The organism is Nereida ignava, from assembly GCF_047114695.1.
In the GTDB taxonomy this organism is placed as follows: domain Bacteria; phylum Pseudomonadota; class Alphaproteobacteria; order Rhodobacterales; family Rhodobacteraceae; genus Nereida; species Nereida ignava.
Genome location: NZ_CP112885.1, coordinates 509,464 through 525,104, shown reverse-complemented (window position 1 = coordinate 525,104; position 15,641 = coordinate 509,464). Strand labels below are relative to the sequence as shown.

Genomic DNA, 15,641 nt, shown 5'->3' with positions numbered 1-15,641 from the left:
TGGAGACCCTCATGTCTGACGCCTCGAAACCCGCCACACCGCAACGCCGGTCGTTGCTGCAATCGCTGGAGGTCGACACCAGATTGCTCGGCATGATTGGCGCGTTCCTGCTTGTGTGCATTGTATTCAACTTGCTGACGGATGGCCGTTTCTTGACGCCGCGCAACCTGTTCAACCTGACCATTCAAACAGTGTCTGTAGCCATTATGGCCACGGGCATGGTTTTTGTAATTGTTACGCGTCACATTGATCTGTCTGTTGGCGCGCTCTTGGCGACCTGCACGGCGGTGATGGCGATGACCCAAACATCATGGCTGCCAAACATGCTTGGCCTTGAGTTGGGCCACCCGATGATCCCGTGGATTTCCATCGCGATCGGCCTTGTCACAGGCGCGGTCATTGGTGCGGGGCAGGGCTGGTTGATTGGCTATCAAGGAATTCCCGCGTTCATCGTCACCCTTGGTGGTTTGTTGATTTGGCGCAACGTTGGCTGGTATCTGACAGATGGGGCAACGATCGGCCCGCTTGATAAAACATATATTTTGTTCGGCGGCATTAACGGCACACTGGGCGCGACCCTGAGTTGGATCGTGGGCGGCGTTGCTTTGGTGGCGGCTCTCTATGCGCTGTTTTCGGCGCGGCGCACCAAGATCAGCCACGGTTTTCCTGTAAAGCCTGTTTGGGCCGAAGCGCTTGTGATGGGTGTCGTTGGAACGGCGATCATGGGCTTTGTTGCCATCTTGAACGCTTACACAGTCCCGTCACGGGTGATCGCACGCAATCCGTCGCTTTACGGGTGTGAAACAGCCGAAGGCTGCGTAGCGTCTTATGGTATCCCTTATTCGGTGTTGTTGCTGATTGCGGTGGCAATCGTGATGACCGTGATCGCGCGGCGCACACGTCTTGGACGCTATATTTTTGCAACTGGTGGCAATCCTGATGCGGCGGAACTGTCCGGCATCAATACGCGCCTCTTGACTGTTAAAATCTTTGCCATGGTGGGCGTGCTCTGCGCCCTTGCTGGCGTCGTGGCGTCGGCGCGGTTGGGATACCACACAAACGATATCGGTGTGCTTGATGAGCTGCGGGTGATTGCTGCGGCCGTAATCGGCGGGACCGCTTTGGCGGGGGGCGTTGGCACAATCTACGGCGCCATCATCGGTGCGTTGATCATGCAATCACTACAATCGGGCATGGCCATGGTCGGTGTAGATGCACCCTACCAAAACATTGTAGTCGGGGCCGTCCTCGTCTTGGCTGTCTGGATCGATATCCAGTACCGTAAACGCACAGGAGCAAAATGATGAGCGCACCTCTGGTTCAAATGAAAAACGTCTCCATCGCGTTTGGCGGTGTGCGGGCTGTAGATAACGTCAGCATTGATTTGCACGCTGGTGAGGTTGTGGGCTTGTTGGGGCACAACGGGGCGGGGAAATCGACGCTCATCAAGATGTTGTCCGGTGCCTATAAAATGGACAGTGGCGAGATCTGGATTGAGGGCAACAAAGCCACCATCAACTCGCCCCGCGACAGCCGTGATTATAACATTGAGACAATTTACCAAACGCTTGCTTTGGCAGACAATCTTGATGCGGCGAGCAACTTGTTTCTGGGCCGTGAGCTGACTACTCCCATGGGCTTTGTGGATGACAGCAGAATGGAGGCCGAGACCCGCAAGATTATGGCGCGTCTCAATCCGAACTTCAAAAAGCTCAAAGAGCCTGTTTCCGCATTGTCGGGCGGACAACGTCAGTCTGTTGCCATTGCGCGCGCTGTCTATTTTAACGCCAAAATCCTGATTATGGATGAGCCCACTGCCGCCCTTGGCGTGCACGAAACGGCCATGGTCGCCGAATTGATTGGTGAGTTGAAAAAGCAAGGGCTTGGCATCTTTTTGATCAGTCACGATACCCGCGAAATGATGGAGCTGTGTGATCGTGTTTCGGTAATGAAAAACGGTCAGATGGTGGGTACTGAGCGCGTTGAGGATGTGACAGAAGACGACATTCTGTCGATGATCATCTTGGGGAAAAACCCCAAGGAAGCGGCGTAATGTATATCGGTCTGGACCTGGGGACGTCGTCTCTGAAGGCAATCTTGGTTGATGACACTCAACAGGTTCTGGCCGAGCATTCCGTCCCAATGATTGTGACGCGCCCCCATGATGGCTGGTCCGAACAAGACCCCCAACAATGGGAAGATGCGGTGCACACGGCCATGGGTGCTTTGGGGGCCAAGGCAGATTTATCTGCGGTGCGCGGGATCGGGCTTGCAGGGCATATGCACGGTGCGACACTGATCGACAGTGCGGACAACGTGCTGCGGCCGTGCATGCTCTGGAATGACACCCGAGCCGCCGATCAAGCCGCTGCTTTTGATGGGCAGCCGCAGTTTCGTGATATGACGGGTAATATTGTCTTTGCCGGTTTCACAGCGCCCAAAGTCGCGTGGGTACGTCAGAACGAGCCGCAGGTATTTGAGCGCATCGCAAAGGTTTTGCTGCCTAAAGATTACCTGCGTTTGGTTTTGACCGGCGAGCACGTGGCCGAGATGTCCGATGCGGCGGGCACAAGCTGGCTGGATGTCGCTAAGCGGGATTGGTCCGATGATCTGCTTGCTGCCACAGGTTTGACGCGCGCGCAGATGCCGCGTCTGGTTGAGGGCGCAGAGGTTTCCGCAGTTGTGCGTCCATCACTGGCCCAAGCATGGGGCCTTCCCGCAAATGTGGTCGTGGCGGGGGGCGGTGGTGACAACGCCGCAAGTGCAATCGGGGCAGGAGTGGTCCGTAAGGGCGATGCGTTCTTGTCCTTAGGGACGTCTGGGGTGCTTTTTGCCGCCTCTGATGCCTACCAACCCGACGCTGCAAGTGCTGTTCACACGTTTTGCCATGCTGTTCCTGATACTTGGCATCAGATGGGTGTGATTTTGGCCGCCACGGATGCGTTGAACTGGCTGAGCCGCCTGACAGGGCAGTCTGCGGCAGAACTTACAAGCGATCTTGGGGCTGTTCAGGCCCCGTCACGAACGCTGTTTTTACCCTATTTGGGGGGTGAGCGGACGCCCCACAATAATGCTGATATGCGCGGCCAGTTTTTGCACCTTGATCACGCAACTGATGCCAAGGCGGCCGCGCGTGCGGTGCTCGAAGGGGTGGCATATGCGTTTGCGGATAACCTTGCGGCGCTGCGCTCAACGGGTACCCAGATCGATGCGGCTCTAGCCACGGGCGGTGGCGCAAAATCGCACTATTGGCTTGAGGTCATTGCAAGCACCTTGGGGATTTCGCTCAACGTGCCGGCATCGGGTGATTTTGGGGCTGCTTTAGGCGCGGCCCGCCTTGGCATGATGGCCGCAACCGGTGCAGGCGTTGAAATCGCGACCATGCCGAACATTGCCAAAACCATCGATCCAAATCCAACACATGCCGCTGCATTTGCAGACGGCCACGCGCGCTACCGCGCAGCTTACCGCGTTCTCAAGGAGCTTTAATATGACTGATTTTTTCAAAGGCATTCCCGCCATCAAGTTCGAAGGCGCGCAAAGCGATAAGGAATTTGCGTTCCGCCACTACAATCCTGACGAGGTGGTTTTGGGCAAGCCGATGAAAGATCATTTGCGCTTTGCTGCGGCCTATTGGCATTCGTTTGCGTGGCCCGGGGGTGACCCGTTTGGTGGGCAGACATTTCAGCGCCCTTGGTTCGGTGACACAATGGCGGATGCCAAGCTTAAGGCCGATGTAGCCTTTGAGATGTTCCAGATTTTGGGCGTGCCCTATTACTGTTTTCACGACGCGGATATGCGCCCCGAGGGGGCAAACTTCGCCGAAAGCGCGCGCAATCTTGATGAAATGACTGAATATTTGGCTGAAAAGCAGGCTGAAAGTGGTGTTAAGTTGCTTTGGGGGACTGCAAATCTGTTCTCTCACCGCCGGTTTATGTCGGGGGCGGCGACGAACCCTGATCCTGATGTTTTTGCTTACTCCGCTGCGACCATCAAAACCTGTATGGACGCGACCATCCGTCTGGGCGGTGAAAACTACGTGCTGTGGGGCGGGCGTGAGGGCTATGAGACCTTGCTAAATACCGACATGGGACGCGAGCGTGCGCAGGCAGGCGCGATGTTGCAGATGGTCGTTGATTATAAACACAAGACCGGCTTCAAAGGCGCGATTTTGATCGAACCCAAGCCCCAAGAACCCACAAAACACCAGTATGATTACGATGTTGCCACAGTTTACGGCTTTTTGAAGGACTTCGGTCTTGAGGGTGAAGTGCAAGTGAATGTTGAGCAAGGCCACGCAATTTTGGCGGGACACTCGTTCGAGCATGAATTGGCTTTGGCGCGCGAGTTGGGGATTTTCGGCTCAATCGACATGAACCGTAACGATTATCAATCTGGTTGGGACACGGATCAATTCCCTAACAACATTCCAGAGATGGCGTTGGCATATTACGAAGTGTTGCGCGCTGGTGGGTTCAAAACGGGGGGGACAAACTTTGACGCGAAACTGCGTCGTCAGTCGCTTGACCCTGAAGACCTAATTCTGGCCCACGTCGGGGGCATGGATGCGTGCGCGGCTGGCTTAAAGGCTGCTGCTGCAATGTTGGAAGACGGCAAGTTAGAAGCTGCCCGTAACGAGCGGTATTCTGGCTGGGACACATCTGATCTGCTTGGTCTTGATCTGGGCACGATTGAGACGCGTGTTCGCGAGTTGGACATTCAGCCTGAACCGCGCTCGGGCAAGCAAGAACGTCTTGAAAACCTTGTGAACAAGTACCTGTAGGCCTGATCGGCCTGATTTTGATTAGGTAAACGCCTAGACTGGCAATTGCTTGAGTATCTGCGCATAGTGACATGAACTCACTTCATGCGTTAACCTTAGGTAATTGCCGCTTATGTCACGTCGCCAATATAATTTACCTGCGCTCACAAGCCTTTCGGTTTTTGAGACGGCAGCGCGGCATCTCAGCTTTAAGCACGCGGCCCATGAACTTGGGGTGACACCGGGTGCAGTTAGCCATCAGATCAAATCACTCGAGGCCGACCTCGGCGCGCCGCTCTTTCGTCGCCAACACCGCGGGGTTGAATTGACCGAAGATGGTTTGGCGCTTTTTGAGGCGTTAGCAACGTCGTTTCTAAGGGTGTCTCGGTGCCTCGAAGACATCCGCCAGCGCGACATCACACGCTATGTCACAGTCGGTTCAACCACTGCGGTAGCGGGGCTGTGGCTGTCGCCCTCGATTATTCGATTTTGGCGTGATTTTCCCGATATTAACGTAAATCAAATCTCGAACGACCGCCCGTTTTCGGTGATGGATGAGCTGGATTTTTTTATAAGATACGGCAAAGATAAAGACAGCGGGCTTGATCATACGGCCCTTTACCGTGATCAATTGGTTCCTGTTGCCTCGCCTGAATTGGCGCAAAGCCTAAGTGGCGTGAGCCTGTCTGACATTGCTGCGATGCGGCTGATACATTTGAAAAGCGCGGACAGAAGTTGGACGAACTGGGCGGATTGGTTTGCGGCTTTGGGTCATCACGGCAAAGTAGGCGCGGGACCGCAGGTCACAAGCTATGCGGTTGCATTGCAGTTGGCGCGCAAAGGTGCGGGCGTGGCGCTTGGGTGGAGACGTCTTATTGATCCTGCGCTTCAATCCGGCCGCTTGGTTGTGCTTGGGGATGCGTCCTTGCCTGCACCCAAGAAGTTTTACCTGCTGGGGCGTGCTGATGCCCAGCAAACAGCGGATGCGCTTGTATTAAAGACGTGGCTTTTGGATGAGATTAAATCATCCGAGGGTAAATAGCTTTCGAGTGAATTAAGCTCACCTAAGGGTGAGCATTTCAGATATTGAACGCCGCGCGGTGATTGCCCCAAATGAACCTCAAGTAGTGATCGCTTCGGGGGGATTTGCGATGAACGAACAGACCTCATTGTCTTCAGTGATGACAGACGTGAACAAGGCCAATGGCCTGCCAAATGCCCACTACATTGATCCGGCCGTTTTTAATGAAGAAAAACAAGCCGTCTTGTTTGCCAATTGGTCGGGCATCGGTTTTGGCAAAGACGTGCCAGAAGCCGGTGACGCAAAGCCGATCACGTTCATGGGCATGCCGCTGTTGATGGTCCGTGACCGTGATGGCTCGCTTGGGGTTTTTCAAAATACTTGCCGCCACCGCGGGATGATTTTGGTGGAAGAGGCGCAGAAAATTCGCGGCGCTATTCGCTGTCCCTATCATAGTTGGTGTTACGGCTTGAACGGTGCGCTGCGTGCCACGCCCCATGTTGGTGGACCTGCGCAAAGTACACATGAAGACGTGAATATGGAGGAACTTGGGTTGTTCAAAGTGCGCTCATTCGTGTGGCGCGATGTTGTTTTCGTGAATATCGATGGAAATGCCGCGCCTTTTGAAGAGGTCCACCAAGATCTTATGGCGCGCTGGTCCGAATTTGACGGCCCACTTTACCACGGGGGAGAGGCCGCATCGTTTCAGTTGAATGTCAAAACCAACTGGAAGCTAGCCGTTGAGAACTACTGCGAAAGTTATCACCTGCCGTGGGTGCATCCGGGCCTGAACAGTTACTCGCGCCTTGAAGATCATTACAACATCGAAGAGCGCGGCAAATATTCTGGCCAAGGGACTTTGGTCTACCGTCAATTGCGTAATGAGGCAGGGCAGACGCTTCCTGATTTTGCCGATCTTAGCTCCAAATGGGACGAGGGTGCTGAATATATCGCTGTTTATCCGAATGTTTTGCTGGGGGCGCAGCGCGATCATAGTTTTGCTATCGTTTTGGAACCCGTTGATTGCGGCAACACGGTTGAGCACATCGAGCTTTACTACGCCGCTTCCGAGGCTGACACGCCTGAATGTAACGAGCTGCGCACCACCAATGCCAAAATGTGGAAAGAGGTGTTCGAGGAAGACATCTTTGTGGTTGAGGGCATGCAGCGGGGGCGTCACGGACAGATGTTTGACGGCGGACGTTTCTCACCTGTGATGGACGGGCCGACGCATAACTTTCACCATTGGGTGGCATCACAAATTTCACAGGCGCGCGCGTAAAGATGGGGTATGTGACTCAGGCTGAGGGGGCTTCCCCTCTGGCGTCCGCATCAGAAATCCTTGTGACCGATGCGTTGCTTTTGGATGCGGCTTTGCTTGAGGCGCACGCCCAAGGCAACACGGCGGAACTGGTGCGTTTATACACGCTTGCGGCTGAGAATGCCTTGGCTAACGGTGATGAACGCGCAGCGGACTTCTATCTGACCCATGCATTTATTTTTGCACTTGAGAAGGGCGGCCCGGAAGCGGGTGTGCTTAATATTCGGCTGGCCGAGCGGGGCCGGATGAAGCTTTTGGACTTCTAAATTCTACACTAAAGGGCGGCCAATAGTGCTGCGGAAAGACTTCAGATGAGACAGCAAGCACAGGCAGTTGTGATTGGCGGCGGCGTAATCGGATGTTCGATCTTGTATCACCTGACCAAACTTGGCTGGTCCGATGTTGTTTTGCTGGAACGTGATGAGCTGACGTCAGGCTCAACATGGCACGCTGCGGCCAACATTCACGGCTTGCACGACAGCACCAACATCAGCCGCATTCAACACTACACGATGAATTTGTACAAAGAGCTGGAAGAAGAAACGGGCCAAAGTTGCGGTATTTTTCAGCCCGGCTCGCTTTATCTGGCGCAAACCGAAGAGCGGGAGCACCAGTTAAAACTGCAAGCTGCCAAGGCCAAGCTCTACGGTATGAACTTTTACGAAGTCAGCATCGAAGAGGCGAAAAAGCTGAACCCGATGGTGAATTATGACGGCATCCGCTGTGTGATGTTTGAACCCGATGGCGGCAACGTGGACCCTTCTGGCGTGACAAACGCCTATGCGGTTGGCGCGCGCAAACGTGGCGCTGAAATTCACCGCTTCACGCCAGTAACCGCGACCGAAGCCCAAGGCAACGGCACATGGATCGTCAAAACGCCAAAAGGTGATATTGCAACACCGTGGGTGATTAACGCGGCGGGCCTGTGGGGGCGTGAAGTGGCGGCATTGGCGGGGATCGAGTTGCCATTACAACCTACCGAGCACCAGTATTTCGTAACCGAGACGATGGCCGATGTTGAACAATCTGCTGCGCGTTTGCCGTCGGTCAGTGACCGTGACGGCGAATATTACTTACGCCAAGAGGGCAATGGCTTGCTGGTTGGGGCTTATGAGCGGGACATGAAGTTCTGGGCCGAAGAAGGCACACCACTTGATTTCGCCCATGATCTTTTCCCCGATGATCTTGAGCGTATTGAAGAGAACATGATGAACGCGATTGAGCGCGTGCCAGCGGTTGCTGATGCGGGCATCAAACGGGTCATCAACGGGCCAATGATCTGGTCGCCAGATAGTAATGTGCTGATGGGGCCGGTCCCCGAAGTGCCGGGGTATTTTTGCTGCAACGGCATTATCCCGGGCTTTTCACAATCAGGTGGCATGGGGCTTATGGCCGCGCAGTGGGTGATTGAGGGCGAAACAGAGTACGACATGTTTGCGTGGGACATGGCGCGCTTTGACACATGGGCCAGCAAAGCCTTCACCAAAGCGCGTGTGCAAGATCAATACGCACACCGTTTCGCAATCCATTTTCCGAATGAGGAACGAAGCGCAGGACGGCCCGCGCGCACGCGACCGATCTATGATGTCCAAACGAAAATGGGCGCTGTGTTTGGCCTAAACGCGGGGTGGGAACATCCGCTTTGGTTCGCTGCAGAGCCCGGCGCCACGGACACCAACGGATTTACCCGCCAAAATTGGTGGGCGCCTGTGGGAGAGGAATGCAAGGCGCTTCGTGCCGCGGCGGGTATCATTGATATCTCTAACTTTGCCAAATACCGCTGCAAGGGGCCGGATGCGGAAAGCTGGCTGAATGCGGTTTTCGCCAACAATATGCCTCGCTCAATTGGGCGGTCTTGTTTGACGCCGCTGATCTCAAAACGCGGCGGGATTGCGGGTGATTTCACCGTGACCCGCGTGGCCGAAGATGAGTTTTGGATTGTTGGTTCTGGCATGGCAGAGCGGTATCACAAACGTTTTTTCGCGGATGTGCCGCTGCCTAAAGGTACCGTGTTTGAAAGCAAAACTGTTGAGATGTGCGGCTTCAACGTAGCAGGTCCCAAATCACGCGAGTTATTGCAGCGGCTGACCAACACGTCGCTGGCGACTGAGGATTTCCCGTTCATGCGCTCCGCGTGGCTCGATATTGCAGGTGTGCGGGCGTTGGCGCTGCGGGTGTCGTTTACTGGTGATTTGGGCTGGGAGCTGCACTGTGAGACGCAAGATCAGGCCAAGCTTTACGAGGCACTTCTTACCGCGGGCCAAGACCTTGGTGCGCGCCCCGTTGGTAGCCGTGCGTTGATGTCGCTGCGCATCGAGAAGGGCTATGGTTCATGGTCGCGTGAGTACAGCCCTGAATATTGGCCCCAGGAAGTTGGGCTGGAGCGGCTTTGCAAATTGGAGAAAGACTTTCTGAACAAATCAGCGGCAGTTGCTAACCTTGAAAAACCTGCACGTGAAGAACTGGTTATTTTGCATCTTGAGGATGCGGACGTAACTGCATCCAACGCCGATGCTACGGGCGGCGAGCCTATTTTCAACGACGGTGTGGGGATCGGTCGGGTTACCTCCGGGGCTTATGGTTATACGGTTGGGATGTCGTTGGCGCTTGGGTTTGTCAAAGGAGTGACCGCAGGTGACGAGGTTGACGTCATGGTGCTTGGCAAGCCACACAAAGCGCGTATTCTTTCAGAGCCGCCTTTTGATGCTGGCGGGAAAATATTGCGCGGTTAAGACTGGCAAAAGAAACGCCGAGCCACACAGCAGAATGATGCGGGAGAGACATGCGGTATTCAGGATTTAAAGTCATCAAAGAGGCGCTGACCGGCCACAAAGGTTGGCGTCCCGCATGGCGCGATCCCGAGCCGCAGTCCCATTACGATATCGTCATTATCGGGGGCGGTGGTCACGGCCTTGCAACCGCACATTATCTGGCAAAAATCTTTGGTCAAAAGCGGATTGCCGTACTTGAAAAAGGCTGGATTGGCGGCGGAAACGTGGGCCGCAACACCACCATTATCCGCTCGAACTATCTGCTTGATGGAAATGAGCCATTTTATGAGTTTTCACTGAAGCTGTGGGAAGGCCTTGAGCAGGACCTGAATTACAACGCCATGGTCTCCCAACGGGGGATCATGAATTTGGTCCATTCCGATGCACAGCGCGACGCCTACATCAGGCGCGGCAATGCCATGATCCTCAACGGTGCAGACGCGGAGTATCTGGATGCAGATCAAATTCGCAAAGAGTATCCGTTTCTCAATTTTGACGATGCGCGTTTTCCGATCAAAGGCGGCTTGGCGCAGCGGCGCGGCGGCACGGTGCGTCACGATGCAGTGGCGTGGGGCTATGCGCGATCAGCTGATAGCCATGGCGTTGATATTTTGCAAAATTGTGAGGTAACGGGGTTTCGGATTGAGAACGGCAAATGCCTTGGTGTTGAGACGTCTCGCGGGTTTATCGGTGCGGGCCGCGTAGGCTGTGCAGTGGCAGGGTCATCAGGTCGGTTGATGTCCAAGGCAGGAATGCGCCTGCCTATCGAAAGCCATGTGTTGCAAGCATTCGTGTCCGAAGGTCTCAAACCCATTTTGCCGGGCGTGATTACGTTTGGGGCAGGGCACTTTTACGTTAGCCAATCGGATAAAGGCGGTTTGGTCTTTGGTGGCGACATCGATGGCTACAATTCATACGCACAGCGGGGCAATTTGCCCGTGGTTGAGGATGTCTGCGAAGGTGGTATGGCATTGATGCCCATGATCGGACGCGCGCGGCTTTTGCGGATGTGGGGGGGGATCATGGACATGTCCATGGACGGCTCGCCCATCATCGACCGAACCCATATTGACGGGCTCTATTTCAACGGTGGCTGGTGTTATGGGGGCTTTAAGGCAACGCCTGCCTCGGGCTATGCGTTTGCCCATTTGCTTGCACGCGACATCCCCCACCCAACGGCCACGGCATACCGGTTTGACCGCTTTGAGACAGGGCACATGATTGATGAAAAAGGGATGGGCAATCAGCCCAATTTGCACTGATGATCATTGACCATCCACTTCTGGGTCCGCGCGATAGTGCTGAATTTACGTACCTTGGTGACGCGTCTTTGCTCAACAGGCCTGACCCCGACACGGCAGCGCCCAAGGACTGGCATGACTATGCATATTTGCGCGACAACCCTGCTGGCCTTCACCGCGAATTGTGGTTTCACGAGGGCGGTGACAGGTCTTGGCTGGTGGTAACGCGCAACACGGTAACCCATGAAATTACCAAAGTTGAATTGGCCCGTGATGTAGCACGCGGCTTGGTAAGCGACGTGGCCGGCATGGGCAGCAAACGGAGCGACGGATGATGGCGGATCACGGGACCAACCACGGCACGCACCGCAGAGCGCATGGGCAAATCAACCGTCTAAGCGGCGGGCAGATTGACCGCAACCAACCGCTTTCGTTCACATTCGACGGAAAAAAATTTCAGGGCTATCACGGTGATACGCTGGCCTCTGCGCTTTTGGCCAATGGGGTGCGCCTTATGGGGCGGTCGTTCAAATATCACCGTCCGCGTGGGCCTTTAACTGCCGGATCCGAGGAGCCCAATGCCATTGTTGCGCTCCGCAGCGGCGCCTACCAAGAGCCGAACACACGCGCCACCACAGCCGAGCTTTTTGATGGGCTCGAGGCCACGTCTCAGAACCGTTGGCCCTCACTCGCTTTTGATGCGATGGCGATCAACGATCGGTTTTCGAATTTTCTGACCGCAGGGTTTTATTACAAAACATTCATGTGGCCGGCGGCGTTTTGGGAAAAGATCTACGAGCCCATTATTCGCAAAGCCGCAGGTTTGGGGGCGCTGACAGGTGCTGCCGACCCCGATGTTTATGACAAAGGGTTTCGTCATTGCGATCTCTTGGTGGTGGGCGCAGGCCCATCGGGATTGATGGCTGCGCTCACAGCGGCCAAGGCTGGTTTTGAGGTCATCATCGCTGATGAAGATTTCCGATTGGGCGGTCGGCTGAACAGCGAGCAAGAGGTTGTTGGCGATCAGGCTGGCGCGGATTGGGCCGCGTCCCAAGTGGCGCATCTTGGCACGTTCTCCAATGTGCGGGTAATGTCACGTACGACCGTGATTGGCACGTTTGATCACGGCATTTACAGTGCGGTTGAGCGGGTCACTGATCATTTACGCACAAGTGCCGAAGGTCAGTCACGCCAAATTTTGTGGCGCATTTATGCTAAGCATACTGTGTTGTGCGCGGGGGCTGCGGAGCGGCCAATTGCCTTTAACAACAACGACCGCCCAGGGGTTATGCTGGCAGGTGCAATGCGCAGTTATGCCAACAGGTGGGGCGTCTGTGCTGCACGGGACGCAGTAATTTTCACCAGTAATGATGACGGACATCGCACTGCTGCTGATCTGCACCGGCAAGGTGTTGCGATTGCCGCGGTCGTAGATACGCGTGCTGATGCGCCGTCCTCGGATGAGTTTTCGGTCATCGCCGGCGCCACAGTCACTGATACCCGCAGCAGGCTTGGATTGAACGCGGTGCAAGTTAGGGATGCCAATGGGCACTCGCGCTGGCTGAAGGCGGGTGCGCTTGGCGTAAGCGGCGGCTGGAACCCGAATGTTCATCTGACCAGTCACCAAGGGGCGCGGCCGGTGTGGAGTGATGCGCTGAATGCGTTTGTTCCCAGCCCCAGTTTGCCACCACACATGAGCGTCGCGGGTGCTGCGGCCGGCATGCTTTCAACCCACGGGGCTTTGCACTCGGGTGTTGATGCGGCATGCAAAGCGTTAGAAATTGATCCACGCAGTTTATCTGCGTTGCCCAAGGCTGATGACCGCCCTGTAACGCAATCCGCGTTTTGGTACGTGCAAGGCTGCGAATGCGCGTGGTTAGATCAGCAAAATGACGTGACCGTTAAGGACGTCAAACTTAGCCACCAAGAGGGGTTCCGCGCCGTTGAACACCTGAAACGCTATACCACTCTTGGGATGGCAACGGACCAAGGCAAAACGTCAAATATGGGCGGCTTGGCCGTTATGGCCGAACTGACACGCCAGCCCATTGCGGATGTTGGCACCACAATGTTTCGCCCGCCTTATACGCCAACGGCCATCGGGGTCCTTGCGGGTAGATCACGGGGTAAGGACTTTCATCCGGTGCGTCTGACGCCATCGCATTACTGGGCCAAAGAGCGTGGCGCGGTGTTTGTTGAAGTTGGCAATTGGCTACGTGCACAGTGGTTTCCAATTGAGGGCGAGACCCATTGGCGACAAAGCGTTGATCGCGAAGTGCTTGCCACGCGTAGCTCTGTTGGCGTGTGTGATTGCACGACGTTGGGCAAAATTGATGTGCAGGGCACCGATGCGGCTGTGTTTTTGAACAAGGTCTATTGCAATGGCTTTGCGAAACTTGCGGTCGGGCGGACGCGGTATGGCTTGATGCTGCGCGAGGATGGCATCGCCATGGATGACGGTACTGCCGCACGCCTGGCCGAGGACCACTTTGTTGTCACAACCACCACTGCAAATGCGGGAAAAGTCTATCAGCACATGGAATTTGTGCGCCAATGCCTGTGCCCTGATCTGGATGTGCAATTAATCTCAACAACAGAAAGTTGGGCGCAATATGCGATTGCGGGGCCAAACGCGCGGGCCTTGTTGCAAAAAGTGGTGGATGCTGAATTTGACATCAGCAACGATGCGTTTCCCTTTATGGCATGCGGTGCGATCACCGTGTGTGGCGGGCTGCGGGCGCGGTTATTCCGGATTTCGTTCTCGGGTGAGTTGGCGTTTGAGTTGGCCGTACCTGCGCGCTACGGCGATGCAATGATGCGCCGATTGATGGATGTGGGTGAAGAATTCAATGTTACCCCATATGGCACAGAGGCGCTTGGCGTGATGCGGATCGAAAAGGGTCATGCGGCAGGTAATGAGTTGAACGGCACGACAACGGCGCAAAATCTTGGCCTTGGCCGTATGGTCTCAAAGGCGAAAGACAGCATTGGCTCAAAACTGTCCGAGCGGGTTGGGTTGAACACTGAGGATGGTCTGCGTTTGGTTGGTCTAAGACCGCTTAATCCAAAGGATAAAATTACAGCTGGTGGGCATGTTATGAACGCGGACGGCCCTGTTGATGCGGCCCATGATCAGGGGTACGTGACGTCCGCGGCCTATTCGCCCACGCTTGGAAACATGATCGGATTGGCGTTTATCAAGTCTGGTAGTGAGCGCATTGGGGAGCGCATGCGATTGGTTTCCCCGCTGACCAAAACCAGCGTCGATGTTGAGGTTGTATCGCCGCATTTCGTCGATCCAGAGGGAGAGCGCCAACGTGCATGATTTAGCACCCATCACAGCCTTTGGTTTGGCTGAGCCTACCGTGTTTGCCACACAGTCGTGCCAGCTTATGGAGCGTCCGGGTATTGCACTTGCCAGCGTTGCGGCGCGACTTGGTGTTGAGGAAGCATGTCATTCGGTTATCCTGGATCTCTTGGGAGCCAATGCGCCGGACCCGGCCGCTTGGTTCGCCTCTGATATCTACAGTGCGTTTTGGATGGGGCCTGACCAGTGGATGTTCAGCGCGGATTTCTGTGACGTTGAAGACATCGCAGCCCGCCTGAAAGCCAGTTTTGGAGAGACGGCATCAATCACGGAACAGACGGACGGCTGGGTCGCTTTTGACCTGACTGGCGAAGTTGAAGCTGTGCTTGAGTTGGTGTGTAACGTGGATATGCGAACTCGTTCAGCTGGCTATGCGAGCCGCGTTTCCATCCATCATACCGGCTGTTTTTTACTAATTGAGGCAAGCGATCGCGTTCGCGTTTATGCGCCGCGTGCCTCTGCGGGATCGGTCTTTCATGGGATCAGTCAGGCAATGACTTCTACCGCGATGCGGTAAATCTATCGTCGGATACAATTGTCATCCTAAGATGATCAAAGCCTCCGAAGACACAGTTCTTCGAGAGCCTTCTCAAGATACTATTAACCTTAATGTTTTTTTGGCTAAGCGGTACGAAACATGCCGTTTCCTGCTCGTGAGTGAAAGGTGAATAGTCCATGTGGGGACGCCAGACAAAAGACGCCAAAAAGTTAGCTTTCTCTGACAATGTTGTTGCGCTTGATTTCGTATCCGGCCTTGAGCGTGGACAGTTAAGCGGGAATGCCTGTCTCGTCGGCTTTGATGAAAACGACATTTTGGCCGTTCGTGACATGGTACGCCAAGCGGGCCTTTCTCCGGTTATGAGTTGCGCGACTGCAAGCTTGATGCGCGACCTGCAGATGATCAGCACAACGTCATCATTTGTGATCGTTAATCTGGATGGATTTTCGGACGTAGATGTTGGGGTCGACGTGCTGATCAAGTTCCGCCGCATGTGTCCTGATCCTAGTGTGCTTATCGTTTCACGCACTGTACTGAATGATGAGTTGGGCAGTCACCGCCGTGCCATTGCAGATGCAACGCTTCGTGCGCCGCTTAGTGGTGAACGCTTGGCCGCAGGGCTGGCCGCTGCACGTTGTAATCACGCCGAGGCGTCCTAA

The 15,641-nt window shown here is 55.0% G+C and carries 13 protein-coding genes; all 13 read left to right on the top strand.

The window, feature by feature from the left end; genetic code table 11:
• Positions 1-11 precede the first annotated feature (11 nt).
• Positions 12-1,304: a sugar ABC transporter permease gene (locus tag OLX08_RS02520; protein ID WP_391482277.1), complete on the top strand. Its 1,293-nt coding sequence runs from the start codon at positions 12-14 to the stop codon at positions 1,302-1,304.
• Positions 1,304-2,053 (top strand): ATP-binding cassette domain-containing protein, encoded by a 750-nt coding sequence (locus OLX08_RS02515; protein WP_048597695.1) that lies wholly within the window; start codon positions 1,304-1,306, stop codon positions 2,051-2,053. The genes OLX08_RS02520 and OLX08_RS02515 overlap by 1 nt, the downstream gene beginning before the upstream one ends.
• Positions 2,053-3,489, top strand: coding sequence for a xylulokinase (gene xylB, locus OLX08_RS02510; protein WP_391482275.1), 1,437 nt, complete (start codon positions 2,053-2,055; stop codon positions 3,487-3,489). Before OLX08_RS02515 ends, xylB begins: the two co-directional genes overlap by 1 nt.
• 1 nt (position 3,490) lies before the next feature.
• A complete protein-coding gene (xylA, locus tag OLX08_RS02505; protein ID WP_391482273.1) occupies positions 3,491-4,783 on the top strand; it encodes a xylose isomerase in 1,293 nt (430 codons plus the stop codon).
• Between the two features lie 112 nt (positions 4,784-4,895).
• Positions 4,896-5,804 carry a LysR substrate-binding domain-containing protein gene (locus tag OLX08_RS02500; protein WP_391482271.1) on the top strand — a complete coding sequence of 303 codons (909 nt, stop codon included), beginning with the start codon at positions 4,896-4,898 and terminating at the stop codon, positions 5,802-5,804.
• Positions 5,805-5,913: 109 nt separating this feature from the next.
• Positions 5,914-7,065 (top strand): aromatic ring-hydroxylating oxygenase subunit alpha, encoded by a 1,152-nt coding sequence (locus tag OLX08_RS02495; RefSeq protein ID WP_391482270.1) that lies wholly within the window; start codon positions 5,914-5,916, stop codon positions 7,063-7,065.
• A gap of 2 nt (positions 7,066-7,067) precedes the next feature.
• The gene (locus OLX08_RS02490; RefSeq protein ID WP_391482268.1) at positions 7,068-7,370 is read left to right on the top strand and encodes a hypothetical protein; all 303 of its coding nucleotides are present in this window, start codon (positions 7,068-7,070) and stop codon (positions 7,368-7,370) included.
• A gap of 45 nt (positions 7,371-7,415) precedes the next feature.
• Positions 7,416-9,836: a GcvT family protein gene (locus tag OLX08_RS02485; RefSeq protein ID WP_391482266.1), complete on the top strand. Its 2,421-nt coding sequence runs from the start codon at positions 7,416-7,418 to the stop codon at positions 9,834-9,836.
• A 50-nt stretch (positions 9,837-9,886) separates the two neighbouring features.
• Positions 9,887-11,137, top strand: a complete 1,251-nt coding sequence (locus OLX08_RS02480) for a sarcosine oxidase subunit beta family protein (RefSeq protein WP_391482265.1) — start codon at positions 9,887-9,889, stop codon at positions 11,135-11,137.
• Positions 11,137-11,451 carry a sarcosine oxidase subunit delta gene (locus OLX08_RS02475; RefSeq protein WP_391482263.1) on the top strand — a complete coding sequence of 105 codons (315 nt, stop codon included), beginning with the start codon at positions 11,137-11,139 and terminating at the stop codon, positions 11,449-11,451. Before OLX08_RS02480 ends, OLX08_RS02475 begins: the two co-directional genes overlap by 1 nt.
• Positions 11,448-14,441 (top strand): sarcosine oxidase subunit alpha family protein, encoded by a 2,994-nt coding sequence (locus tag OLX08_RS02470; RefSeq protein ID WP_391482262.1) that lies wholly within the window; start codon positions 11,448-11,450, stop codon positions 14,439-14,441. The genes OLX08_RS02475 and OLX08_RS02470 overlap by 4 nt, the downstream gene beginning before the upstream one ends.
• Positions 14,434-15,000, top strand: a complete 567-nt coding sequence (locus OLX08_RS02465) for a sarcosine oxidase subunit gamma (protein ID WP_391482260.1) — start codon at positions 14,434-14,436, stop codon at positions 14,998-15,000. Before OLX08_RS02470 ends, OLX08_RS02465 begins: the two co-directional genes overlap by 8 nt.
• Before the next feature lie 158 nt (positions 15,001-15,158).
• Positions 15,159-15,641, top strand: a complete 483-nt coding sequence (locus tag OLX08_RS02460; RefSeq protein WP_391482259.1) for a hypothetical protein — start codon at positions 15,159-15,161, stop codon at positions 15,639-15,641.

Bases quoted from the DNA above. Each gene is read 5' to 3' on its own strand.
- OLX08_RS02475 (WP_391482263.1), top strand. From the start codon at position 11,137: ATGATCATTGACCATCCACTTCTGGGTCCGCGCGATAGTGCTGAATTT.
- OLX08_RS02495 (WP_391482270.1), top strand. From the start codon at position 5,914: ATGAACGAACAGACCTCATTGTCTTCAGTGATGACAGACGTGAACAAG.
- xylB (WP_391482275.1), top strand. From the start codon at position 2,053: ATGTATATCGGTCTGGACCTGGGGACGTCGTCTCTGAAGGCAATCTTG.
- OLX08_RS02460 (WP_391482259.1), top strand. From the start codon at position 15,159: ATGTGGGGACGCCAGACAAAAGACGCCAAAAAGTTAGCTTTCTCTGAC.
- OLX08_RS02485 (WP_391482266.1), top strand. From the start codon at position 7,416: ATGAGACAGCAAGCACAGGCAGTTGTGATTGGCGGCGGCGTAATCGGA.
- xylA (WP_391482273.1), top strand. From the start codon at position 3,491: ATGACTGATTTTTTCAAAGGCATTCCCGCCATCAAGTTCGAAGGCGCG.
- OLX08_RS02520 (WP_391482277.1), top strand. From the start codon at position 12: ATGTCTGACGCCTCGAAACCCGCCACACCGCAACGCCGGTCGTTGCTG.
- OLX08_RS02500 (WP_391482271.1), top strand. From the start codon at position 4,896: ATGTCACGTCGCCAATATAATTTACCTGCGCTCACAAGCCTTTCGGTT.
- OLX08_RS02480 (WP_391482265.1), top strand. From the start codon at position 9,887: ATGCGGTATTCAGGATTTAAAGTCATCAAAGAGGCGCTGACCGGCCAC.
- OLX08_RS02490 (WP_391482268.1), top strand. From the start codon at position 7,068: ATGGGGTATGTGACTCAGGCTGAGGGGGCTTCCCCTCTGGCGTCCGCA.
- OLX08_RS02515 (WP_048597695.1), top strand. From the start codon at position 1,304: ATGAGCGCACCTCTGGTTCAAATGAAAAACGTCTCCATCGCGTTTGGC.
- OLX08_RS02470 (WP_391482262.1), top strand. From the start codon at position 11,448: ATGATGGCGGATCACGGGACCAACCACGGCACGCACCGCAGAGCGCAT.